Here is a 24,325-nt window from a genome sequence, read left to right on the forward strand (position 1 = left end):
CGCGGAAATGAAAAAAGCAGCCCGAGAGGGCTGCTTTTTGGAATCTGGTGCCGGCAATAGGAGTCGAACCTACGACCTTCGCATTACGAATGCGCTGCTCTACCAACTGAGCTATGCCGGCAAGACCATTTGCTCCGCTCTTCTCTTGTAAGAACCGCAAGCAAAACATCTTTGTTTTTTTCCGGTCCGTCACCCGGTTTATGGGGTCCGATCTGGAAAGACCGAGATCATATCAGAGTTTTTTTGCGATGGGAAACCAAGCAGGCAAAACAGACGAAAAAATCAGCGATTTGCACAGTTCGAATTTTTAGTTCATAATCTCATTTCTTAGCAGTTCCCCGATAGCTCAGTCGGTAGAGCGACGGACTGTTAATCCGCAGGTCGCTGGTTCGAGCCCAGCTCGGGGAGCCAAAGAATTCAGGGCCATTCACGCAAGTGAATGGCCCTTTTGGTTTTCTTCATCGGAATGGCTTGCATGGAAGATCGGGTATGGACGACAAGCGCATAGGCGTGACGGTGATCTCCGGTTTCCTGGGCAGCGGCAAGACGTCGCTGCTCAACCGGTTGCTGCGGGATCCCTCGTACGCCGATAGCGTTGTCATCGTCAACGAATACGGCGAGGTGGGCGTCGACCATCACCTGGTGCGCCAGGCCCGCGACAACATCGTCCTGATCGAGGGCGGCTGCCTGTGCTGCGTCGTCAGCGGCGCGGTGGTCGAAGCCTTGCGCGAGTTATTCATGTTGGCGCTCAGCCGCAAGATCAAGCCCTTTCGTCGCGTGATCATCGAAACCAGCGGCTTGGCCGATCCCGCGCCCATCCTGTTCACCCTCAAGCACGACCGCTTCCTCGCCGAGCGCTATGCGTACCGGGGCGCGATCGTCCTGGCGGACGCGCGCGGCGGATCGGACCAATTGGAACGGCAGCCCGAAGCGTTGCGGCAACTGGCCCTGGCGGATGTCGTGGTGTTCAGCAAGCCCGATCTGGCGGACGCGGCGAGTCTGGATCTTCTGGAGCAGGCGGTGGTCGCGATCAATCCAGGGGCGCGGCGCTGCGTGCAATGGCCCGATGCGCCGCTTGCGGATCCGCTGCGCGCGGGTCTCGATCTGCAGGCCAGGCGCGATGGCGTCGCTCTGGCGAATTGGTTGCGGCCCTTCGCGCAGCCGCGGAGCGCCGTTCATGGGGATGTGGGCAGTTTCTCGCTGGTACTGGCCGCTCCCGTCGGACGGGCGGCGTTTCTTGCCGGCATGTCGCGGGTCCTGGAGCGCTATGGGCAGGGCTTGCTGCGCGTGAAGGGGCTGGTGTGCTTCGAGGGCGAGGCGCTGCCGTGCGAGGTGCATGGCGTGCATGGCGAGCTCTATCCGATCAATCAGCTGGAGCGATGGCCGGACGAGGGGCGGGTGTCGCGGCTGGTCTGCATCTTGCGGGGGCTTGAGGCGGGCGAGGTCCGTGCTGCCCTGGGTGTCGCGCTCGGGCAGCCGACCTCTTGAACGCCTGCGTCTGAACGTCTGGCCCGGTCAGGGTTCGCGGGCGGCGGTCTCGATTATGGTGTCGATGTTGCGCCGAAATACGGTATAACCGGAGCGGTCTGGTGCAAGAATCGAGACAATCATGGATCGTTTGAAAGCCATGCAGGTATTCGTGGAAGTCGCTGACAGGGGCAGCCTGTCGGCGGCGGCGATTCATCTGGACATGTCGCGCGCCATGGTGTCGCGCTATCTCGCGGAAATGGAGCAGTGGGTGGGGGTGCGCCTGTTGCATCGCACGACGCGGCGTCTGAGCCTGACGCCCGCCGGCGCCGAAACGCTGCCGCGCTGCCGGCAGATGCTGGACATGGTGGGGGATCTGCGCAATGCGGTATCGACCCCGGACGATACGCCCCGCGGCCTGCTGCGCATCACCACCAGCATGTCGTTCGGCTCGCGCCATCTGGCCAGCGCCATTACCGACTACGTCAAGCTGCATCCGGGCACCTCGGTCGACCTGATGCTGGTGGATCGCGCCGTCAACCTGGTGGAAGAGCGCGTGGATCTGGCTGTACGCATCACCAACGACCTGGATCCCAACCTGATTGCCCGCAAGCTGGCGGTCTGCCGCTCGGTGGTGTGCGCCTCGCCCGAGTATCTGCAGCGCGAAGGCGTGCCGGCGCGCATCGAAGACCTGTCCTTGCGCAACTGTCTGACCCATTCGTATTTCGGCAAGAGTCTGTGGCGTTTCGAGCGCGATGGCGAGCCGGTGGATGTGCCCGTCAGTGGCAATATCAGCGCGAACGAGGTCTCGGTGTTGGCGCGCGCGGCGCTGGAGGGCGCGGGCATTGCGATGTTGCCGACCTACTATGCCGCGGACGACATCGCATCGGGCCGCCTGCGGGCCATCCTGACCCAAAGCAAGCCCCAGGAGTTGGGTATTTACGGCGTTTATGTCTCGCGTCGCCAGATGCCCCTGATCTTGAGATCCATGCTGGATTTCCTCGTGAGCCGCCTGGAGTCCACGCCATGGGACAAGCCTGCTCCGTAGTTTTTGCGCCGCGCAAGGCGCCGTGCGGGCTTGAGGGTGGGGTATATGGCGGTATAATGAAACAACTGCTTGAATATGTTGGGCGCGGTCGGCGGATGCCTGCTGTGTGTAGTTAGAAAACATCCAAGAATCGTGGTTGCGGCTCGGGTGAGCCGCGGCATCGCGGAACCGGTTTTTCGCGTGCGCCAGGGGAAACATATCGGGTTTGTGGGGTGCGGCGGTCTGTCCGTGGCGCCCGAGCCTCGATGATTCAGGTCCTTGATATCGATTGCCGCGGGAAAGCGGCGCCGGGTTGCCGGCGTGCTCCGCGGGCTGGCTGGCGATTTGTGCCGGCTTTTCCAGAATTTGCTTGAGTGTTTGCTGCGCCAGGCGCGGCAGGCATCCCGCTCAATCCCGATTGGCGCGGTCGTTTCGGCACATGTCCAGGGTACCTCTACCCGGGGCGCATGGCGGTAAACACAGGAATCCCGTGAGAACTACGCAAACCAATGCTGTCTGTTGCTGGCGAGCCGCCGAGGCTGCCGGCGCGGCGGCGGGTGTCTGTGCTGGCGCGCCGCGCGCGCTGGTGCGGTCGGGTTTGCCGGACTCGCTGATTTTTTCCGGCGCCGCAAATGAAAAAGGCCCGGCGAAATCGCCAGGCCTGAATCAATTTGGTTGCGGGGGCAGGATTTGAACCTACGACCTTCGGGTTATGAGCCCGACGAGCTGCCAGACTGCTCCACCCCGCGTCTGAGAAATGAATAGTAGCCTTATTTTCAACCTAGCGCAAGTTAGCCCTTTTTGAATTTGAATGTCGATGAACGATAGCGAGGCAATACTCGTGTTGGAAACCGCGCTGCTTTGCGCGGCGCAGCCGATGCAACTGTCCGATATGCGCAAGCTGTTCGGGGACGATGAACAATTCGACAACAGCGCATTGCGCACGCTTCTGGAAACGCTGCAGGCCAATTGGGCCGACGGCGGGCTGGAGCTGGTGCAGTTGGCCACCGGATGGCGCTTTCAGAGCCGTCCGCGCATGCAGCGCTACCTTGAGCGCCTCAATCCGGAAAAGCCGCCCAAGTACTCGCGCGCCGTGATGGAGACGCTGGCCATCGTGGCCTGGCGCCAACCGGTGACGCGCGGCGACATCGAGGATATCCGCGGCGTCACCGTGTCTTCGCAGATCGTGAAGGCGCTGGAAGACCGCGGTTGGATCGAGGTCATCGGCCACCGCGACGCGCCGGGCCGTCCGGCGCTGTTCGGCACGACACGCCAGTTTCTCGATGACCTGGGCCTGCGCGCCCTGGACGAATTGCCGGCGCTGGAATCCGCGCAGGCCGCTGCGGCGCTCGCCGGGTTGGACCTGGGCGAAGTGCAGCAGGTGCTGGGTGGGGAAGCGCCCGCCGCAGAGGCTGATGCGTCTGCCGAGGGCGCCGAGGCAGCCGACCAAGCCATTGCCGAGGTCGAGCAAGGTGCCGAAGGTGAGATAAGTGCCGAGGGCGGGGCTGGCGGCGAAGCCGAGGCTCGTCCCGAGGGCGAACCTGCGGCCACGGCAGGCGAGCCCGACGCGTCCGAAAGCAGTATTCCGGTTGCGGAATTGTTTGTTTCGGAACAGGATATACCCATCGCTCCCGTCGATAGCGTAGAATCCATGCTTTCGCGCACAGAAGAAGGCGCGGATCCCGCCGACGAATCCACCGTCCGGGAGCAAGCCGAAGGCTTGTCCAATACGTCAGCCACGTCCGGTTTTCCCGACGATACGGCTGACAACGACATTTCCGATATGGCCGCCGATGCCCCAGAAGCCGGCGCTGCAAAGGAAAACGTCGAGAACGCAAAACACGCGGAACCGACCGACCCGATTGACGAGACCGATACCGCGGCGCCTGACGCCGCCGGGCATGAGCCCGCTTCCGGTCTTGCCGATCCTGTTCGGCCTGGCCCGGATGCCGCCTCTCCGGAATCGGACGAGGCAGGCTTCGAGCGGCCCGAGACCGATCGAGAGCCGGCGTCCCCAGATGATGACGAGCCTGCCGCAGGCAGGCCCACCCAAGTTTGAAATTCGGAGCTGTCCCAGTGACAACGAATACAGCAATGCAGGACGACAATCCCCGTTCGGATGATGCCGTTTCCAACGGCCAGCCGGAATCCGCCGCGCGTGAGCCGGCGGCTGAAGGCGAGACGGGAGCCCGCGGCAGGGGCCGCAAGCTGAGAACGCCGTTCCGCCGCCGCCGCGGCGATACCGCCGCCGAGCAGGCGCCGGCCGGCGAGGCGCAGCCCGCGGCGGCCGCCGCCCCGCAGGCCGAGCCGCAGGAATCGCGCGGCACCGAGCAGGAAGCCGAGCAGGCGCTGTCGTACCTGGAAACCGCTGACCGCATGGAGCAGCGTCTGGGCAAGTACCTGAACAGCGATTCGGTCATGCCCAAGCTGCACAAGGTGCTGGCGGACGCCGGCATCGGTTCGCGCCGCGAAATGGAAGAACTGATCGTCGCGGGCCGCGTGTCGGTCAATGGCGAGCCGGCCCATATCGGCCAGCGCGTGGCACCCAATGACCAGGTGCGCGTCAACGGCAAGCCCATCATGCGCGTCAACACGAAAAAGCCGCCGCGCGTGATCCTGTATCACAAGCCCGCCGGCGAGATCGTCAGCCACGACGACCCGGGTGGCCGCGCAAGCGTTTTTGCCCGTCTGCCCAAGCTGCGCACGGGTAAATGGCTGTCGGTCGGCCGCCTGGACCTGAATACTGAAGGCCTGTTGATCTTCACGACCTCCGGCGACATGGCCAACCGCATCATGCATCCGCGCTACGGCACGGAGCGCGAGTACGCGGTGCGTGTGCTGGGCGAGATGGACGAGGCCCAGCGCCAGTCGCTGGTCGACGGCATCGAGCTGGACGACGGCATGGCTGCCTTCGGCGCCTTGGACTACCTGGGCGGCGACGGCAGCAACCGCTGGTATCGCGTCACGCTGCAGGAAGGCCGCAATCGTGAGGTCCGCCGCATGTTCGAGGCCGTGGGCGTCACGGTCAGCCGGCTGATCCGCACCCGTTTTGGCGACGTGGTCCTGCCGCGTACGTTGCGCCGCGGCCGCTGGGAAGAGTTGGATTCTTCCCTGGTCTCCGCCTTGATGGTCCAGTTGGGCCTGGTGCGCGACGACGACGAATCCGGCGGCAACCGCCGCCGCTCCAAGCAGCCGCAATCTCATGACAGCGCGCTGCCCCCGGGTTTCGGCACCATGGACCGCAACGGCATGAACGGCGCGCGCATCGGCCGCCGCGGCAAGCTGCAAGGCGGCCGCTTGGGCAGCGCAGGCCAGGCGGCCGCGTGTCCGTCGGATCCTTTTGGCACGGGCTTGATGATTGCTGGCGGTTACGCCAATGGCCACCCCCTGTCGGGAGAGGGCGCTGGCGGCAACCGCAAGGGCGGCAAGCCTGGCGGCGGCCGTTCCGCAACGGGAACGGGCGGCGGCAAGGCTGGCGGCAAGCAGGGCGGGGGCAAGCCTGGCGGCAAGTCCGGCGGCAAGCCGCGCGGTCCGCGCGCGGCTGCGGCAGGCGGTCAGCCTGGCAATGCCATGTCGGTCGAGGCTGGTGCCGGCAACGTCGCGGAAGCGCCGGCCGGCGGTCGTCGGCCGGCTGGCGGCAAGCCTGCCGGCGCGCGTGGCAATAGCGGTCGCGGCGGCAAGCCGGCAGGCGCTGGTGGCGGCCGTAGCGGCAATAAGTCGGGCGGCGCCGGCGGCAATAAGGGGCCGAACGCTGGCGGCAAGCCGCGCGCACCCCGCAATGCCTCGTCGTCTCCGCGTGGCGATGATTGGCAGCCGCGCGGCGCTTCGGCGCACGAATCCCGTCTCGGTGTGATGGGCGGGCGCGGTCGTCAGGGGCGCTGAAGGTCCGCGGGCGGCGCGCCGGACGCGCCGCCGCGCGGGATATGTCCCGCATAAGCGTAAGCCCGCGACGAATCAGGCGTTTTTCCAGTTTATCTGGTAAAATCAATGGTTTTCATGGCTTCGCGCCGTTGTCTTTTGCGTGCCCGCAAGGAAAAAGCACGCAAATACAGGGGGCGGCGAGAGCCTGGCAGTTTGCATCGGACTTTGCGCCTGGTGCTGCCTGGCCCGGATTGCGGGTTGGGGCGGCGGTCTTAATGGCCTGGGCGGCGCAAGCCAAATTTAGGTCGCAATATAGGGCACTGCCCAGCATTGCTCCTTACGTGCAGTAGGGTGGCGGCTGGGCGCTGTGCAATACGGTGGGCTGGGCGTGCAGCCCATTTTTTTTGAGTATATGGCTGATTTATTCGCATTGACCAAAGAGGCTCTGGCCGGCATGGACGTCGAACTCGTGGACGTCGAGCGTGCCGCCCTGGGCCTTTTGCGCGTCACGATCGATCGGGTCGGCGGTGTGCGCATCGAAGACTGTGAACAGGTGTCCCGCCAGTTGTCGCGGGTGTTCGAAGTCGAGAACGTCGACTACAAACGACTGGAGGTCGGTTCGCCGGGCGTCGACCGCCCGCTGCGCAACGAGGCCGACTTCCGCCGGTTCGCAGGCGAGCGCATCGAAATCAAGCTGCGCGAGGCATTGGACGGCCGCAAGGTCTTTGCCGGCACCCTGACGGTGCCCGAAGACGATGCCGCAGCCTCCGACGCGGCTGCTGGAATGCAAAAGACCGTGTTCGGTCTCGAATTTGAGGCAAAAAAGAACGAAGTCCAGGTGTTGAATTTCACGGTCGACGATATCGAACGTGCAAAACTGGATCCCGTTCTGGATTTCAAGGGCAAAAAGCGATGAGTCGCGAAATTCTTCTGTTGGTCGATGCCTTGGCGCGTGAAAAGAACGTCACGCGCGACGTCGTGTTCGGAGCGCTGGAAAGCGCGCTGGCCTCGGCGATGAAAAAGCGCTTCAAGGATGATGCTGACATCCGTGTCGCCATCGATAGGGACACGGGCGATCACGAAGGCTTCCGCCGCTGGCTGGTCGTGCCCGATGAGGCAGGCCTGCAAGAGCCCGACAAGCAGGAAATGCTGTCGGACGCGCTGGAAATCGTTCCCGGTATCAAGGAAGGCGAGTACATCGAAGAGCCGCTCGAACCCATCGAGTTCGGCCGCATCGGCGCGCAGGCGGCCAAGCAGGCCATTCTGCAGAAGATCCGCGACGCCGAGCGCGAACAGGTGCTGAACGACTTCCTGGACCGTGGCGAAACCATCGTGTCCGGAACGATCAAGCGCATGGACAAGGGCGACGCCATCGTCGAAACCGGCAAGATCGAAGCGCGCCTGCCGCGTTCCGAAATGATCCCGAAGGAAAACCTCCGGGTGGCCGACCGCGTTCGCGCCTTTGTGTTGCGCGTAGACCACGCCGCGCGCGGCCAGCAGGTGATCCTGTCGCGCACCGCGCCGGAATTCATCCGCCAGCTGTTCGAGAACGAAGTCCCCGAAATCGAGCAAGGCCTGCTCGAGATCAAAGCCGCGGCCCGCGACGCCGGCGTGCGTGCGAAGATCGCCGTGGTGGCATACGATAAGCGCATCGACCCGATCGGCACCTGCGTGGGCATGCGCGGTTCGCGCGTGACCGCCGTGCGCAACGAGCTGGGCGGCGAACAGGTCGATATCGTGCTGTGGTCGGAAGACCCCGCTCAGTTTGTCATCGGCGCCCTGGCGCCGGCCAACGTCGAGTCCATCGTCGTTGATGAAGACAAGCACGCGATGGACGTCGTGGTGGACGAGGAAAACCTGCCCAAGGCCATTGGCGCCAAGGGCCAGAACGTCCGCCTGGCTTCCGAGCTGACCGGCTGGCAGATCAACATCATGACGCCGGAAGAAAGCCTGAACCGCCAGGAAGTCGAGCGTTCGGGCCTGCGCTCCACGTTCATGAGCAAGCTGGACGTCGACGAGGAAGTCGCTGACATCCTGATCGACGAAGGTTTTACCGGTATCGAGGAAATCGCCTACGTGCCCATGCAGGAATTGCTGGAAATCGAGGCCTTTGACGAAGACACCATCAATGAGTTGCGCGCCCGTGCCCGCAATGCGCTGCTGACCGAGGCGATCGCCCAGGAAGAGCGCCTTGAGACCGCGCAGGATTTGCTCGAACTCGAAGGCATGACGCCCGAACTGGCTGCCAAGCTGGCCGAGCGTCAAGTGCATACGCGTGATGATCTGGCCGAACTGGCGACGGACGAACTGGCGGAAATCGCCGGTCTGACCGAGCAGGAAGCCAGCGATCTCATCATGCGTGCCCGCGCCCATTGGTTCGACGAGGAATAACCAAAAGGACACGGGTCCGTGGCGGGCGGAATATCCGCCGCCGCGAGTTCACGTTGTTTGTAATAGCTGCATATAGGGAAGAGAGAGCCTAATGTCGAGTAATACCGTCGCGCAGTTCGCTACCGAGCTGAAAATGCCTGCCAATGTGCTGCTGGATCAGCTGCGCTCGGCTGGCGTTGACCTCAAATCGGTCGACGATTCCGTCACCGACAGCGACAAGGCGAAATTGCTCGAATCGCTGCGTCGCGCCCACGGCGCGACCGAAGGCAAGAAGATCACCTTGACGCGCCGCCAGACGTCCGAGATCCGCCAGGCGGATGCCACCGGCCGTTCGCGCACGATTCAAGTCGAAGTGCGCAAGAAGCGCGTGTTCGTCAAGCGTGATCCCTCCGAAATCGCCCTGGAACAGGCCGCGTCCGCGCGTGCCGAAGAGGAAGCAGCCGCCGAAGCGGCGCCGCAGGAAGTGTCGGCGCCCGTCGCGCCCGAGGCTCCCTCTGCTGCCGCTCCTCGCGAGACCGCTCCCGTCCAGGCCGAGGCTGTTGCCCCGGCCAAGGCTGAAGAGCCCGTTGCTGCAGAAGCGCCCGCGCCGGTTGAAGCGCCCGCGCCTGTTGAATCCGTCGCGGCCGAAGCGCCCGCTCCCGTCGAGGCGAAAGCCGCCGAGGTCCAGGCCCAGCCTGAACCCGAACCGACGCCGGCGCCTGCTCCTGCCGAGCCCGTGGCCGAAGAGGCCAAGCCCGAAGTCAAGACTGAATCCACCGAGCCCCAGGCTGAAGAAGCCAAGCCGGAACCCGTTGTGCTAGCCAATAAGTCCGAAACATCTTCCTCCCAGGCCACCGCGCCTGTCGCCCAGGCTCAGCCTGCTGCGAAGTCCGAACCCGTCAAAACCGCCGCGAAGCCCGAGCCCGCCGCGCCCGCCGTCAAGGTTGGCAACCGCGCGGACAACCGCCGCGCCGGCCCGCCTCTCGCGGCTTCCGCCCAGCCGGCGGCCCGCGATGAAGCTCGCCGCAAGGCCGAGGCTGAAGCCGCCGCCCTGCGCGAGATGCTGAACCGTCCGCGCAAGGTGCTGCGCGCTCCCGAACCGGAAGCGCCCGCCGCTGCCGCGCCTATCTCCGGCACGCTGCACAAGCCGGCTGGCAAGCCGGGCGCCGCTCCTGGCGCCAAGAAGGACGCCAAGCCCGCCGCTCCCGGCGCGAAGAAGACCATCAAGACCGCCGAAGTCGCTTCGACCTGGTCCGATGACGCCTCGCGCAAGAAGCCCGCGGACAAGCCGGCAGCCCCGGCCAGCCGCGACGGCTGGCGCGCTGGCGGCAAGGGTGGCGGCAAGGGCGGCCGAGGCGGCCGCAACCAGCAGAACGATCGCCGCAACGAGCCGGCGCCGCAGGAATTCATCGCGCGTGAAGTTCACGTGCCGGAAACCATCAGCGTGGCCGACCTGGCTCACAAGATGTCCGTCAAGGCCGCCGAAGTCATCAAGCAACTGATGAAGCTGGGCCAGATGGTCACCATCAACCAGGTGCTGGACCAGGAAACCGCCATGATCGTGGTCGAGGAACTGGGCCACGTGGCGATCGCCGCCAAGCTCGACGACCCGGAAGCCTTCCTGGACGAAACCGCCAGCGTGTCGGAAGCCGAACAGCTGCCGCGTGCGCCGGTCGTGACCGTCATGGGCCACGTCGACCACGGCAAGACCTCGCTGCTGGACTACATCCGCCGCGCCAAGGTTGCCGCGGGCGAAGCCGGCGGCATTACGCAGCACATCGGTGCCTACCACGTTCAGACCGAACGCGGCATGGTGACCTTCCTTGACACCCCGGGCCACGAGGCGTTCACCGCCATGCGCGCCCGCGGCGCCAAGGCGACCGACATCGTCATCCTGGTCTGCGCGGCCGACGACGGCGTGATGCCGCAGACCCGCGAAGCCATTCACCACGCGAAGGCCGCAGGCGTTCCGATGGTCGTGGCCATGACCAAGATCGACAAGCCCTCCGCCAACCCCGAACGCGTCAAGCAGGAACTGGTTGCCGAGGAAGTGGTGCCGGAAGAATACGGCGGCGACGTGCCGTTCGTGTCCGTGTCGGCCAAGACCGGCGAGGGCATCGACGATCTGCTCGAAAACCTGCTGCTGCAAGCCGAAGTGCTGGAATTGAAGGCTCCCGTCGACGCGCCCGCCAAGGGCCTGGTGATCGAAGCCCGTCTCGACAAGGGCCGCGGCCCGGTCGCGACCATCCTGGTGCAAAGCGGCACCCTGCACCGTGGCGACGTGGTGCTGGCCGGCGCAAGCTTTGGCCGCGTGCGCGCCATGCTGGACGAAAACGGCAAGCCGATCCAGGAAGCCGGTCCGTCGATCCCTGTGGAAATCCAGGGCCTGACCGAAGTGCCGGCCGCTGGCGACGAGCTGATGGTGCTGTCCGACGAGCGCAAGGCGCGCGAAATCGCGCTGTTCCGCCAGGGCAAGTTCCGTGACGTCAAGCTGGCCCGCCAACAGGCCGCCAAGCTCGAGTCCATGTTCGACAACCTGGGCGAGGGCACGCAGACCCTGGCCCTGATCGTGAAGACCGACGTCCAGGGTTCGCAGGAAGCGCTGGTGCAGTCCCTGGTCAAGCTGTCGACCGACGAAGTGCGCGTGCAGGTCGTGCACGCCGCCGTGGGCGGCATCTCGGAAAGCGACATCAACCTGGCCATCGCCTCGAACGCCGTCGTCATCGGCTTCAACGTCCGCGCCGAAGCCAGCGCCAAGAAACTGGCGGAGAACAACGGCATCGACGTGCGCTACTACAACATCATCTACGACGCCGTGGATGAGGTGAAGGCAGCCATGTCGGGCATGTTGGCGCCCGAGAAGAAGGAAGAAGTCATCGGCTTGGTCGAGATCCGCGAGGTTTACAGCATTTCCCGCATCGGCAACATCGCCGGTTGTATGGTGCTGGACGGCCTGGTGCGTCGCGATTCGCAAGTCCGCCTGCTGCGCAACAACGTGGTCCAGTGGACCGGCCAGCTCGATTCGCTGCGCCGCTTCAAGGACGACGTCAAGGAAGTCAAGTCGGGTTTCGACTGCGGCCTTACGCTGCGCGGCAACAACGACATCCAGGTGGGCGACCAGCTGGAAGTCTTTGAAATCAAGGAAATCGCGCGTACGCTGTAAGGCGACCGCGAGGCATTTTTTCCAATGAGCCGTCACAAGTCCAAAGCCATCCCCGGCCGCAATCTGCGGCTGGCCGACCAGATCCAGAAGGATCTGGCCGGGATCATCCAGCGCGAGATCGACACGACCCGCGCTGGACTGATCACGCTCTCTGGTGTGGAACTGTCGACCGATTACGCGCATGCCAAGGTGTATTTCACGGTTTTGGGCGCCGAGCCCGAAGCCGCGACCGCCTTGCTGAACGAAAAAGCCGGTTGGCTGCATTCCCAGCTGTACAAGCTGCTGCACATACACACTGTCCCCACTTTGCGCTTCTTCCACGACGAGCAGATCGCCCGTGGCATCGAAATGTCGATCCTCATCGACCGCGCAAACCGGCCCGGCCCGCACTCGGGCGTGCCCGACGAACCTGAAGACCAGTCCTGATCGGGCTGTCGTCACTGCTTTAAACCGGATTCCGACGATGGCTAAACGACGCGGGCTTACGCTCGACGGTGTGCTGTTGCTCGACAAACCCGTGGGTTTGTCGAGTAACCACGCCCTGCAACGCGCCAAACGCGCCATGGACGCGGCGAAAGCCGGCCACACCGGCACGCTGGATCCCTTTGCCACCGGCCTGCTGGTGTGCTGCATGGGACGCGCAACCAAGATTTCCGGCGCGATGCTCAACGCCGACAAGGCATATCGCGCTACGCTGCAATTTGGCTCCGAAACCGATTCTGGCGACCTGACCGGCAATGTCGTGTCCACCGCCGAGCCGGGCTTTACCGTGGATGAGCAGTCGCTGCGCGACGCGCTGTCACGTTTCTCGGGCACGATCGAGCAGATTCCGCCCATGTATTCGGCGCTCAAGCGCGACGGCAAGCCCTTGTACGAGTACGCGCGCGCCGGCATCGAGCTGGAACGGCCGCCGCGCCAGATCACGATTTACCGCATCGAACTGCTGTCCCTGAACGGGACCGAGGCAGAGATCGATGTGGCATGCAGTAAAGGCACATACATCCGGACGCTGGCCCAGGACATCGGGCGCGTGCTGGGCTGTTACGCCCACCTGACGGCGCTGCGGCGCACGCACGTCGGGCCGTTTTCCCTGGAACGCGCCGTTGCGCTGGATGCCTTGCAGGCCATGCCAGACCCCAAGCAGGCATTGCTTGCATTGAACGAATTGCCGGAGGGCTTGCTGCCCTCCACCCTGACCTTAAAGGACTCGCTATGACTCGCGCCTTGCGCAACGTCGCCATCATCGCCCACGTGGACCACGGTAAAACCACCCTGGTCGACCAGCTGCTGCGCCAATCCGGCACCTTCCGCGAAAACCAGGCGCTGACCGAACGGGTCATGGACTCGAACGACCTGGAAAAAGAACGCGGCATTACGATTCTGGCCAAGAACTGTGCCGTCGAATACGAAGGCACGCACATCAACATCATCGACACCCCGGGACACGCGGACTTCGGCGGCGAAGTCGAGCGCGTGCTGTCCATGGTCGACGGCGTGCTGCTGCTGGTGGATGCGGTTGAAGGCCCCATGCCCCAGACCATCTTCGTGACCCGCAAGGCGCTGGCCCTGGGCCTGAAGCCCATCGTCGTGGTCAACAAGGTCGACCGTCCTGGCGCCCGCACCGATTTCGTCATCAACGCCACCTTCGACCTGTTCGACAAGCTGGGCGCCACCGACGAGCAGCTGGACTTCCCGGTGATCTACGCCTCGGGCCTGTCGGGCTACGCCGGCCTGAATCCTGACGTGCGCGAAGGCAACATGCGTCCGCTGTTCGAAGCCATCCTCGAACACGTGCCGCAGCGCGACGACGATCCCAACGGTCCGCTGCAGATGCAGATCATCTCGCTGGACTACAACAGCTACGTCGGCAAGATCGGCGTGGGCCGCATCAACCGCGGCCGCATGCGTCCCGGCATGGAAGTGGCTTACAAGTTCGGTCCCGAAGGCCAGGGCGGCCGCGGCCGCATCAACCAGGTGCTGAAGTTCCACGGCCTGGAGCGCATCGTCGTGGACGAAGCCGAAGCCGGCGACATCGTGCTGATCAACGGCATCGAAGAACTGGGCATCGGCTGCACGGTGACCGACACCGCCAACCAGGACGTGTTCCCGATGCTGCGCATCGACGAGCCCACCCTGACCATGAACTTCATGGTGAACACCTCGCCGTTGGCCGGCCGCGAAGGCAAGTTCGTGACCAGCCGCCAGCTGCGCGACCGCCTGGACCGCGAACTGAAGTCCAACGTGGCGCTGCGCGTGCGCGACACGGGCGACGACACGGTGTTCGAAGTGTCGGGCCGCGGTGAACTGCACCTGACCATTCTGCTGGAAACGATGCGCCGCGAGGGCTACGAGCTGGCCGTGTCGCGTCCGCGCGTGGTGTTCAAGGATATCGACGGCGTGAAGTGCGAGCCGTTCGAATCGCTGACCGTCGACGTCGAAGACGCCCACCAGGGCGGCGTGATGGAAGAGCTGGGCCGCCGCAAGGGCGACCTGCAGGACATGCAGCCGGACGGCCGCGGCCGTACCCGCCTGGAGTACCTGATCCCGGCCCGCGGCCTGATCGGCTTCCAGAACGAGTTCCTGACGCTGACGCGCGGCACCGGCTTGATGAGCCACATCTTCCATGAATACGCTCCCATCAAGGAAGGCTCGATAGGCGAGCGCCGCAACGGCGTGCTGATCAGCCAGGATCACGGCGACGCCGTGGCCTACGCCCTGTGGAAGCTGCAGGATCGCGGCCGCATGTTCGTGAGCCCGGGCGATGCGCTGTACGAAGGCATGATCATCGGCATCCACAGCCGCGACAACGACCTGGTCGTGAACCCCATCAAGGGCAAGCAGCTGACCAACGTGCGCGCCTCGGGCACCGACGAAGCCGTGCGCCTGGTTCCGCCGATCCAGATGTCGCTGGAGTACGCCGTGGAATTCATCGACGACGACGAACTCGTGGAAATCACGCCCAAGTCGATCCGCCTGCGCAAGCGTTTCCTGCTGGAAAACGAGCGCAAGCGCGCCGCGCGCGAATCCGCCGTCTGATAATTGCGCGCAGCCTTGCTGCGCGTGACATCAGAAAAACGCAGCCCGTGGGCTGCGTTTTTTTTGCCCGGCGCCGCGCCGCGCTGTTCCTTACTCGGTCGCACACGTCGCTTCGGGCGTGGCTGGCCTGCCTGAATGAATCCGCATTGGGGGCCGGCATGGCCCGCCTGCGCGCGCCCGGCCTGCCTTCCGCCAACATGCCTGAACAGCCCGCCCTGATGGAACGGCTGAGGGACCTTATGGCCGCGAGGAACAGCAACGATGCCGTGGGCGCGGTGCTGCGCACCATCTGGGACGGGAACGCCCACCGAGATTTGCAGAGCTAGAACCTCAGTGGCTGGAAGCGGCCGCCGCGCCGGGCAGGCGCTGTACCGCATCCAGCAGCCGGGCGGCGAACTCTTGCGCGGCGCGGCTGCGCGAGGCTTCCTTGCGCCACAGGATGGCTGCGCGGCGGATGGTGGTCGGGTCGGTGAGCGCGATGCTCTTGAGCCCCGATCCGGCCGCGCCCGCCGCATGTTCGGCGGCGATGGTGGCCAGCTCACCTTGCCGGCACAGGTGGATCAGGGCGTCCACCGACTCCATTTCCACCCGCACGTCGGGCATCAGGCCCGCCTGGGCGCAGGCCGCGTCTATCATGCGGCGCGTGGCGAAGCTGCGCGGCAGCAGCGCCAGCGGCACGCCCGCGAGATCGCGCATGCGCAGGCTGCGCCGCGAGGCCAGCGGGTGGTTCTTGCCGACCACCACCTGCAGGCGCTCGTCGAACAGGGGTTGCGCCTCGATTTCTTCACGCAGCGCCGGATGGAAGGAAATGCCCAGGTCCAACTGGCCGCTGACCAGCAGGTCTTCGATGGGGCCTGCCCGCAGATCGCGCACCTGAATCTGGACCTTGGGAAAGGCCAGGCTGAATCCGGCCACCGCGTCCGGCACGAAATGGGTCAGGAAGGTGGGAATGACGCCTATGGTCAGGGACCCCGCCTGCAGGCCGGCCAGATCCGCCAGGGCCATCTTGCCGGCTTCGATTTCCTGTAGCGCCCGGCTGGCGTGGTCGCGCAGCACCCGGCCCGCCTGCGACAGGCGCAGCCCCCGGCCGATGCGGTCGAACAAGGGCATGCCGAGTTCTTCTTCCAGTTGCCGCAGGCCGTGCGACAGGGTGGATTGCGTGACGTGCAGGGCGTCGGCCGAGCGGGTCAGGTGCTCGGTGTCGGCGACGCTGAGAAAGTAGCGCAACTGGCGCAGTTCCATCGAGAGACTCCTGGCGACCAGCCGGTCTTGGCGGCCGATGATTGCAAGTATATTGTTCGATAATATCGAATGATAAATGCAATATAAATCATTGGATGCAAAACCGGCCGAGCCCTAATCTTGCCGCATCACTCACGCAGGGCTTCAGGCTTTATGACATCCGTTTCGACCCCGGCTCCGATCACGGCAGACGACGCCACCTGGCGCATCGAGCGCATCCACGCAAGAATCGTCGACATCCCGACGATCCGGCCGCACAAGTTCTCGTTCGGCGCCATCAACCGGCAAAGCCCGGTCATCGTGCAGCTGTGGCTGGCCAACGGTGCCTGCGGGTTTGGCGAGGCGGCCACGATAGGCGGACCGTCCTGGAACGAGGAGTCGCCGGAAACCATCCTGCATGCGATCCAGAATTACCTGGCTCCCGCTGTGACAGGCGCCGATGCGCGCAGGTTCGCCGAACACATCAATCGCTTCGATGCCGTCTGCAAGGGCAATGCGTTTGCCAAGAGCGCGGTGGAAATGGCGCTGATCGATGCGGTGGCGCGCAGCCTGGGCGTGCCGGCCTGGCAGTTGCTGGGCGGCAAGCGCATCGAACGCCTGCCGCTGGCCTGGACGCTTGCCAGCGGCGATTCGCAGCGCGATCTGGAGGAGGCCGAGCAGATGATGCAGGCGCGCCGCCATCGCCTGTTCAAGCTCAAGATCGGCGCGCGCAGTCCGGCGGATGACGTGGCGCACGTGACCCGCATCGCGCGCGGCCTGGACGGCCGCGCCGACATGACGGTGGACGTCAACCAGGCTTGGGACGGCAACACGGCGCGCCGCTATCTGCCGCAGCTGGTGGAGGCCGGCGTGACCCTGATCGAACAGCCCGTGGCGAAGTGGGACGTGCAGGCCTTGCGCGAAGCGACGCAGTCGCTGGGTTCCGCCGCGCTGATCATGGCGGACGAAACCGTGTGCTCCGCGCAGGACGCCTACATGCTGGCCTCGCAGCGCGCCTGCCATGTGTTTTCCCTGAAGGTCGCCAAGCATGGCGGGCTGCTGCGCACGCGCGAGGTCGCGGCCGTGGCGCAAGCCGCCGGCATCGGCTGGTACGGCGGCACCATGCTGGAAACCTCGCTGGGAAGCGCGGCATCGGCGCACGTGTTCGCCACGCTTTCCGACCAGCACCACGGTTGCGAACTGTTCGGCCCGCAGTTGCTGGTCGACGACATCGTCGAGCAGCCCATGGCCGTGCGCGACTTCGAACTCCATCTTCCCGACGGCCCCGGCTTTGGCGTCGTCGTCGACGAAAAACGGCTGGAACGCTTTGACCGCGCAAGGGCTGGCCTGACGCCTGCCACGGTCGACTTCGGCCGCCGCGGCGAGACCGCCGCGACCTGACCCACCACTTTTCCGATCATTCCAAAAAGCAGGAGACGCATCATGGCTGAATATACCCAGCAACAACTACTGGACCTGGTCAACAGCTCCCAGGTCAATCCGGGCAACGACCGCGTCCGGCAGATCACGCAGCGCATCGTGTCGGACCTGTTCCGCGCGATCGACGATCTCGACATCAAGCCCGACGAATTCTGGGCGGGCGTGGACTGGCTGGCGCGCCTGGGCGCCAGCGGCCAGCTGGGATTGATCACGGCCGGCCTGGGCTTTGACCGCCTGATCGACATCCGCGAGGAAGAAGCCGACGAGGCCGCCGGCCGCGCCGCCGGCACGCCGCGCGCGATCGAGGGGCCGCTCTACATCGCGGGCGCGCCCTTGTCCGACGGCGAGGCCCGTCTGGACGAAGATCCCGCAGCCGGCACGGTGCTGGTGATGGAAGGGCAGGTGCGCGACGTGGACGGCAATCCCGTCGCCGGCGCGCTGGTGGACGTCTGGCATGCCAACGAGCTGGGGCGCTATTCGCACTTCGATCCCGATCAGGCGGACTACCACCTGCGCCGCAAGATCAAGACCGACGCGCAAGGCCGCTACCGCTTCCGCAGCTTCATTCCGCCGGGCTACGCGATTCCGCCGAACAGCCCCACGTCCGAACTGTTCGTGGCGCTGGGCCGCCATGGCAACCGGCCGGCCCACATCCACTTCCTGATCGCCGCCGAAGGCCAGCGCACCTTGACCACGCAGGTCAACATTCCGGGCGACACCTTCCTGGACGATGACTTCGCCTTCGCCACGCGCGACGGCCTGGTGGTCGAACTGCAGCCCAATACGCCGGCCGCCGGCTATGAGAGCCTGGGCGTGAACGCGCCGTTCACACGCGTCTGTTTCGACTTTGTGGTGCAGCCGGCGCTGGACGCCGACGAGGCCCGTCCGCAAGCCCGCATGGACCGCGCCACCGCCTGACCGATGCCTGGGCGGCCCCCGCAAGCGGCGCCGCCATTTTTTCCCCAAACCACCTAGAACAACCCGCAGGCGCGAGGCCGGGTTCGGCCGCGCCATGGAGACAACCATCATGACCGCGACTTCCAGCTGGTCGATACCCACGCTGATCGACCAGGAACGGCTGGGCGCCTTTCAATGGCGCGTGCTGATCCTGTGCTTTCTGATCGCGCTTTTCGACGGCTTCGATACACAGGCGATCGCCTTTACCGGACCCGCGATCCTGGCCGCTTTCGATTTGAAGGCGGGCGCCCTGGCGCCCATTCTGACCGCCGGCATCGTCGGCATGACGGTGGGTGCGATGACCCTGGGCCTGATCGGCGACCGCATCGGCCGCCGTCCGGCCATCATGCTGGGCCTGGCCCTGTTCGGCCTGTCCACGCTGGCCACGGCCTGGGCCACCGACACCACCCACATCCTGGTGCTGCGCTTCATTGCCGGACTGGGCATGGGCGGGTGCACGCCGGTGCTGCTGGCGCTGGCCGCCGAGTACGGTCCGGCCCGTTTGCGCGGCGCCATCATGACCGGCGTGCTGCTGGGCCTGCCGGCGGGCGCCATGCTGGGCGGCCTGCTGGCCGCCCGCATGCTGCCCGTGATCGGCTGGGAAGGCATCTTCATCGTTGGCGGCCTGGCGCCGCTGGTCCTGCTGGCCGTGGCCTTCGTGATGCTGCCCGAGTCGCTGTACTTCAAGGCCACGCGCCGCGATCCGGAAAGCCAGCGCTATATCGCGCGCGTCCTGTCGGCGATATCGAGCCGCAAGCTGGGCGCGGACACGCAGTTCACCGTGCCGGAGGAATCCGTCGCGCGGGCCGGCGTGGGCGCGCTGTTCTCGGACGGCCACGGCGCCAAGACGGTGGCGATCTGGGCGGTGTACCTGCTGAATTGGGTGGCGTGGTTCATGCTGCTGTCGTGGCTGCCCACGGTGCTGAAGGCCGCGGGCCTGCCCGCCGAGCAGGCGCCCATGGGCACCGTCATCGTCAATGCCGTCTTCATCATCTGCGCGATTCCGCTGTCCTTCGTGCTGCCGCGCGTCAACACCCGGCGGCTGCTGGGCGGCATGTTCGCGCTGGGCATCGCGGTGGCCGTCGGCCTGAGCCAGGCCGGCGACAACTGGACGCTGGTCTTCATCCTGGTCGGCGCGGCCGGCTTCGGCATCGGCGGACAGCAGATCGCGCTGAACTACCTGGTCGTGGGCGCTTATCCGACCGCCTTGCGCGCCACCGCCACCGGCTGGGCCATCGGCATGGGCCGCGCGGGCGCGATCGCGGGTTCGGCAATCGGCGGCAGTTTCCTGGCCTGGGGCGGACCGTCGGGATTCTTCATCGCGCTGGCCATACCCCTGGCGGTCGCGGCTTTGGCGGTGCTGAGCCTCAAGCTCAAGCATGCGCGGCCGGACGGGGCGCTTTCGGCGGCGCATTGATACCGCAAAGGACGATACAAGCATGAGCACACATCTACGTTTCGAGGGCCAGGTGGCCCTGGTGACCGGCGCCGCGCAGGGCGTGGGCCGGGCAACGGCGCGGCGCCTGGCGGCCGAGGGCGCGCACGTCGTCGTGGTGGACCGGGCGGAGGAGCAGGGCGCCGCCGTGGCCGAGGAAATCCGGGCCGCGGGCGGACGCGCCAGCTTTGCCCAGGCCGATCTGGAAACCCATGCGGGCGCGCAGTCCATGGTGCGCGCGGCGCTGGAAATCAACGGCCGCATCGACGTGTCGGTGCACAACGTGGGCGGCACGATCTGGACCCGGCCGTTCTGGGAATACACGCCCGAGCAGATGCAGCGCGAGGTCAACCGCTCGCTGTGGCCGACGCTGTGGTCCTGCCGCGAAGTCATACCGGTGATGCGGGCGCAGGGCGCGGGCGCCATCGTCAACGTGGGTTCCAACGCCACGCGCGGCATCTACCGGGTGCCGTATTCGGCGTCCAAGGGCGGCGTGCACGCCGCCACCGTCTGCATGGCCCTGGAGCTGGCGAAGTCCGGCGTGCGCGTCAATTGCGTGTCGCCGGGTGCGCTGGACAATGGCGTGCGGGCGATCCCGCGCAACCAGGAGACGCCGTCCGAGCAGGAGACCGCCTGGGTGGGCGAGATGTATGCGTCATGCCTGCGTGACACGCCGCAGGACCGGCTGGGGCAGGCCGAGGAAGTCGCCGCGGCGATCTGCTTCATGGCCGCGCCCGAGGCGTCCTACATTACCGGGCAGATCATGTACGTGGCGGGCGGCGACATAGGCTGACCCGCTGGACTGGCTGGCGGCTCGGGGGTGTTTTTTCAGGCCGCCAGCCAGTCGAGGAAATCGCGGCCAGGTCCCTGGTCGCGCACGATCGCGCCGATCGGCTGGAATGAACCCGGCGATTCGATGCGCAGGCGCTGGAAATGCCCGTGCTGCATGTACCAGTTGCCCAAGGTCTGCGGCACCATGACCAGGGCCTGCTGCGCCTGCATGACGGCGATGAGCAGCGGCATGGGCGGGGCGGCGCTGCTCAGCCTGCACAGTCGCGGCACCACCCCGGCGCGTTCGAAGAAGGCCTTGAACACCGCATGGATGGCCAGTTCCGGGCGGGGTTCTATCCACAGTTGGGACGCCACCTGCGCCAGCGTGGGCGCGCCGTCCGCATCCAGCAGCGGGTGGCCGGCAGCGGCCACGATCACCGCCGCGTCCTCCTGCAGCGGCACGAATTCCAGGCCGGCGGGCACGGCTTCCGGACGCCGGCACAGCAGCATGTCCAGGCTGCCGCTGGCGGCCTGGGGCAGTAGCTGTTCGCGGCTGCCTTCCACCACCTCCACTTGCAATCCCGGGCGCGCGTTCAGGTAGGCGGGCAGGCGCTCGGCCAGCAGGCCGCCCGTGGCTGCCGGGATGGCCCCCAGGCGCAGATTGCCCGTGGCGCCCTGGCGCAGGGCCGCCACCGAATCCGTGGAGGCGCGCAGCGTCGTCAGCATGCTGCGGGCGCACTCCGCCATGAGCTGGCCGCTGCGCGTGGTGCGCATGCCGCGGGCATGGCGCTCGAATAGCTGCACGCCCAGCAGATCCTCTATGTCGGCCAGCGCATGGGTGGCCGCCGGCTGGCTCAGGCCGATATGGCTGGCCGCCTGCTGGATGCTGCCCAGGTCGGCGATGCTGGCCAGCAATTGCAGGTGGCGCAGGCGCCCCTTGGCGAGCAGGCGGGACAGCAGGGTGGCGGGAGCGACGTCCATGGCGCAGGCAGGAAAGATATTCAAAACACGAATATATCCACGCATTAATGTATTTGAAATAAGGATATGCCCTGGACACAATGCTGCGATCCCTTACATCGCTTCCGTTCCCGAGGAGTGGCTGGTCCATGAAGTCCCGTCTGCTGCACGCGCTGGTATGCGCCGTAACTTTCAGTGTTTCGTCCCTGGCCGCCGCCCAGGACGCCTATCCCTCCCAGCCCCTGCGGCTGATCGTGCCGTTCGCGCCCGGCGGGTCCACCGACGCGCTGGCACGCGCGGTGGCCGAGGGCCTGCGCAAGGAACTGGGCCAGAGCGTGGTGGTGGAGAACCGCGCCGGCGCGGGCGGCCTGCTCGGCACCGAGGCGGTGGCCCGGGCCGAACCCGACGGCTACACGCTGGGCATGGCCACGGTCAGCACCATGGCCGTCAATCCGCTGCTGTACGGCACCAAGCGCGTCAATCCCGAAACGCAGCTGAAACCGGTGGCCTCGGTGGCGACGGTGCCGGTCGTGTGGATGGTGAATCCGGCGTTTCCGGCGCAGGATTTTGCGCAATTCCTGGCCGAGCTGCGGGCCCATCCGGGCAAGTATTCCTATGGTTCGCCCGGCGTCGGTTCGCTCGGCCACCTGAACCTGGCGGCGATGAACGCGGACCTGAAGGTCGATGTGCTGCACGTGCCGTACCGCGGCATGGGGCCGGCGCTGACGGCCGCGGTGGGCGGCGAGGTGCAGGTGCAGCAGGACCAGTACGCGTCCGCGCAATCGCTGGTCAAGGCCGGCAAGCTGCGCGCCATCGCCGTGTCGGCGCCCGCCCGTATGCCCGACATGCCGGACCTGCCGACCATGACGGAACTGGGTTATCCGCAACTGAACGCGCTGGGCCAGACCTGGTTCGGCTTGGTCGTGCCGGCCGGAACGCCCGATGCCGTGGTGCAGCGCCTGAACCAGGCCGCGGTGCGCGCGCTGGCCGATCCCGCGCTGGTGCAGCGCCTGGCGGGCATGGGCGCGCAGCCCGACGCGGGCACGCCGCAGGCCTTTGCCGAGCGCATCGCGCAGACGCTGGCCGCCAACCGCAAAATCATTGAAACTGCCGGCATCAAGCTCGACGAGTGACCTGACCGGTTTTTTCCCCGCCATTACAGCCACAGGAGAAACAATGGGTGCCATCGATAAACTTGCGCCGTTCATCGACGCGCGCAGCGAGCGCTACGCGGAACTGAGCGACCGCATCTGGAGCCTGGCCGAACTGCGCTACGACGAGCACAAGTCCGCCGAGCTGCACATTGCCATGCTGGAGGACGCCGGCTTTCGCGTCACGCGCGACGCGGCCGGCATTCCCACCGCCTTCGTGGCCGAGGCCGGCAACGGCGGTCCGGTGATCGGCATCCTGGGCGAGTACGATGCGCTGTCCGGCTTGAGCCAGGAAAGCGGCGCCTACGCCTGCCAGCCTTCGCCGGAGACGCCGAACGGCAACGGCCACGGCTGCGGCCACCATCTGCTGGGCACGGCCGCGCATTTCGCGGCGGTGGCGGTCAAGGAGTTCCTGGAGGCCAACGGCCTGCCCGGCACCATCCGCTTCTACGGCTGTCCGGCGGAAGAGGGCGGCTCGGGCAAGACCTTCATGGCGCGTGCCGGCCTGTTCGATGACGTGGACGCGGCGTTGACCTGGCATCCCGCATCGCACACCGGCATCTTCCACCAGTCTTCGCTGGCGAACATCCAGGCTTATTTCCGCTTCCGCGGCGTCGCGGCGCACGCGGCCAATTCGCCGCACCTGGGCCGCAGCGCGCTGGACGCGGTCGAGCTGATGAACGTGGGCGTGAACTACCTGCGCGAACACATGGTGCCCGATGCGCGCGTGCATTACGCCGTGACCAACAGCGGGGGCATTTCGCCCAACGTGGTGCAGGCCCGCGCCGAGGTGCTGTACCTGGTGCGCGCGCCCATCAATTCGCAGGCCGCCGAACTGTACGAACGCGTGCAGAACGTGGCGCGCGGCGCGGCGCTGATGACGGGCTGCGAACTGGAGATCGTGTTCGACAAGGCCTGCTCGAACTACATCCCCAACGGCGTGCTGAACCAGATCATGTACGCCAACATGCTGGCCTTGCAGGGTCCCGATTACACCGCGGGCGAGCAGCAGGCCGCGCGCCGCATGTGGGACGCGATCTCCGCGGACGACATCGACAACGCCGGCAAGAACCTGGGCGCGGTGCTGCGCAATCCCACGCCGCTGTTTGCCGGCGTGGCGCCCTACGAGCCCGGCCGAGCCGAGATCACCTACGGTTCCACCGACGTGGGCGACGTGAGCTGGGTCGCGCCCACCGCGCAATGCTGGGGCGCCTGCTACGCCTACGGCACGCCGTTCCATTCCTGGCAGATGGTGGCGCAGGGCAAGATGTCCATGGCGCACAAGGGCATGGTGCACGCCGCCAAGATCATCGCGGCGACCGCCGCCGATCTGTACACGCAGCCGGAGGCGCTGGCGCGCGCCAAGGAAGAACTGATGGAGACGCGCCGCGGGCAGCCTTATGTCTGCCCGATACCGGCGGACGTTCTGCCGTCGTTCATGCGCAAATAGAGGAAGGGCCCCCACG

General features: G+C 66.0%; 19 protein-coding genes and 3 tRNA genes. 18 read left to right on the forward strand and 4 right to left on the reverse strand.

Features of this window, described 5'->3' with window-relative positions; all coding sequences use genetic code 11:
* Nucleotides 1-45 precede the first annotated feature (45 nt).
* Nucleotides 46-121: transfer RNA gene (locus ACZ5YA_RS31750), tRNA-Thr, on the reverse strand.
* 214 nt (nt 122-335) lie between these two features.
* Here ACZ5YA_RS31750 and ACZ5YA_RS31755 point away from each other — a divergent pair.
* From ACZ5YA_RS31755 to ACZ5YA_RS31765, 3 genes are all read left to right on the forward strand, one after another.
* Nucleotides 336-411: transfer RNA gene (locus ACZ5YA_RS31755), tRNA-Asn, on the forward strand.
* A gap of 78 nt (nt 412-489) precedes the next feature.
* Complete coding sequence (locus tag ACZ5YA_RS31760; protein ID WP_464091711.1) at nt 490-1,488, forward strand: CobW family GTP-binding protein; 999 nt, start codon at nt 490-492, stop codon at nt 1,486-1,488.
* 121 nt (nt 1,489-1,609) lie between these two features.
* Nucleotides 1,610-2,515, forward strand: coding sequence for a LysR family transcriptional regulator (locus ACZ5YA_RS31765; protein WP_251877233.1), 906 nt, complete (start codon nt 1,610-1,612; stop codon nt 2,513-2,515).
* 651 nt (nt 2,516-3,166) lie between these two features.
* Here the strand turns inward: ACZ5YA_RS31765 and ACZ5YA_RS31770 are convergent.
* Nucleotides 3,167-3,243, reverse strand: a tRNA-Met gene (locus ACZ5YA_RS31770).
* A gap of 62 nt (nt 3,244-3,305) precedes the next feature.
* Between ACZ5YA_RS31770 and scpB the strand changes: the two genes are divergently transcribed.
* The 9 genes from scpB (at nt 3,306) to ACZ5YA_RS31815 (ending at nt 15,250) form a co-directional block, all read left to right on the forward strand.
* Nucleotides 3,306-4,553: an SMC-Scp complex subunit ScpB gene (scpB, locus tag ACZ5YA_RS31775; protein WP_464091712.1), complete on the forward strand. Its 1,248-nt coding sequence runs from the start codon at nt 3,306-3,308 to the stop codon at nt 4,551-4,553.
* A 35-nt stretch (nt 4,554-4,588) separates the two neighbouring features.
* Nucleotides 4,589-6,376, forward strand: coding sequence for a pseudouridine synthase (locus tag ACZ5YA_RS31780; protein ID WP_464091713.1), 1,788 nt, complete (start codon nt 4,589-4,591; stop codon nt 6,374-6,376).
* A 391-nt stretch (nt 6,377-6,767) separates the two neighbouring features.
* On the forward strand, nt 6,768-7,271 hold the full coding sequence (gene rimP / locus ACZ5YA_RS31785; protein ID WP_059379281.1) for a ribosome maturation factor RimP: 504 nt from the start codon (nt 6,768-6,770) through the stop codon (nt 7,269-7,271).
* Nucleotides 7,268-8,746, forward strand: coding sequence for a transcription termination factor NusA (gene nusA / locus ACZ5YA_RS31790; RefSeq protein WP_118934803.1), 1,479 nt, complete (start codon nt 7,268-7,270; stop codon nt 8,744-8,746). Before rimP ends, nusA begins: the two co-directional genes overlap by 4 nt.
* Nucleotides 8,747-8,837: 91 nt before the next feature.
* Nucleotides 8,838-11,888 (forward strand): translation initiation factor IF-2, encoded by a 3,051-nt coding sequence (gene infB, locus ACZ5YA_RS31795; RefSeq protein ID WP_118934805.1) that lies wholly within the window; start codon nt 8,838-8,840, stop codon nt 11,886-11,888.
* A 24-nt stretch (nt 11,889-11,912) separates the two neighbouring features.
* On the forward strand, nt 11,913-12,314 hold the full coding sequence (rbfA, locus tag ACZ5YA_RS31800) for a 30S ribosome-binding factor RbfA (protein ID WP_006388333.1): 402 nt from the start codon (nt 11,913-11,915) through the stop codon (nt 12,312-12,314).
* 37 nt (nt 12,315-12,351) lie between these two features.
* Nucleotides 12,352-13,104, forward strand: coding sequence for a tRNA pseudouridine(55) synthase TruB (truB, locus tag ACZ5YA_RS31805; protein ID WP_464091714.1), 753 nt, complete (start codon nt 12,352-12,354; stop codon nt 13,102-13,104).
* A complete protein-coding gene (typA, locus tag ACZ5YA_RS31810; RefSeq protein WP_059379277.1) occupies nt 13,101-14,924 on the forward strand; it encodes a translational GTPase TypA in 1,824 nt (607 codons plus the stop codon). Before truB ends, typA begins: the two co-directional genes overlap by 4 nt.
* A 158-nt stretch (nt 14,925-15,082) precedes the next feature.
* Nucleotides 15,083-15,250: a hypothetical protein gene (locus tag ACZ5YA_RS31815; RefSeq protein WP_223283508.1), complete on the forward strand. Its 168-nt coding sequence runs from the start codon at nt 15,083-15,085 to the stop codon at nt 15,248-15,250.
* A 4-nt stretch (nt 15,251-15,254) separates the two neighbouring features.
* Here ACZ5YA_RS31815 and cynR read toward each other — a convergent pair whose 3' ends face one another.
* A complete protein-coding gene (cynR, locus tag ACZ5YA_RS31820) occupies nt 15,255-16,166 on the reverse strand; it encodes a transcriptional regulator CynR (protein ID WP_059379275.1) in 912 nt (303 codons plus the stop codon).
* A gap of 153 nt (nt 16,167-16,319) precedes the next feature.
* Between cynR and ACZ5YA_RS31825 the strand changes: the two genes are divergently transcribed.
* From ACZ5YA_RS31825 to ACZ5YA_RS31840, 4 genes are all read left to right on the forward strand, one after another.
* Nucleotides 16,320-17,546 carry a muconate cycloisomerase family protein gene (locus ACZ5YA_RS31825; protein ID WP_464091715.1) on the forward strand — a complete coding sequence of 409 codons (1,227 nt, stop codon included), beginning with the start codon at nt 16,320-16,322 and terminating at the stop codon, nt 17,544-17,546.
* A gap of 42 nt (nt 17,547-17,588) precedes the next feature.
* On the forward strand, nt 17,589-18,503 hold the full coding sequence (locus ACZ5YA_RS31830; RefSeq protein ID WP_464091716.1) for a dioxygenase family protein: 915 nt from the start codon (nt 17,589-17,591) through the stop codon (nt 18,501-18,503).
* A 109-nt stretch (nt 18,504-18,612) separates the two neighbouring features.
* Nucleotides 18,613-19,959 carry an MFS transporter gene (locus tag ACZ5YA_RS31835; RefSeq protein WP_059379272.1) on the forward strand — a complete coding sequence of 449 codons (1,347 nt, stop codon included), beginning with the start codon at nt 18,613-18,615 and terminating at the stop codon, nt 19,957-19,959.
* A 22-nt stretch (nt 19,960-19,981) separates the two neighbouring features.
* Nucleotides 19,982-20,770, forward strand: a complete 789-nt coding sequence (locus ACZ5YA_RS31840; protein ID WP_059379271.1) for a 1,6-dihydroxycyclohexa-2,4-diene-1-carboxylate dehydrogenase — start codon at nt 19,982-19,984, stop codon at nt 20,768-20,770.
* A gap of 35 nt (nt 20,771-20,805) precedes the next feature.
* Here the strand turns inward: ACZ5YA_RS31840 and ACZ5YA_RS31845 are convergent, their stop codons facing one another.
* Nucleotides 20,806-21,753, reverse strand: a complete 948-nt coding sequence (locus tag ACZ5YA_RS31845; RefSeq protein ID WP_251877218.1) for a LysR family transcriptional regulator — start codon at nt 21,751-21,753, stop codon at nt 20,806-20,808.
* A gap of 104 nt (nt 21,754-21,857) precedes the next feature.
* Here ACZ5YA_RS31845 and ACZ5YA_RS31850 point away from each other — a divergent pair, with 104 nt between their 5' ends.
* Nucleotides 21,858-22,841 carry a Bug family tripartite tricarboxylate transporter substrate binding protein gene (locus ACZ5YA_RS31850; RefSeq protein ID WP_118934812.1) on the forward strand — a complete coding sequence of 328 codons (984 nt, stop codon included), beginning with the start codon at nt 21,858-21,860 and terminating at the stop codon, nt 22,839-22,841.
* Nucleotides 22,842-22,884: 43 nt separating this feature from the next.
* Nucleotides 22,885-24,309, forward strand: a complete 1,425-nt coding sequence (locus ACZ5YA_RS31855) for a M20 family metallopeptidase (protein ID WP_059379268.1) — start codon at nt 22,885-22,887, stop codon at nt 24,307-24,309.
* Nucleotides 24,310-24,325: the final 16 nt, after the last annotated feature.

It is taken from the genome of Achromobacter sp. JCM 18799 (assembly GCF_055395645.1).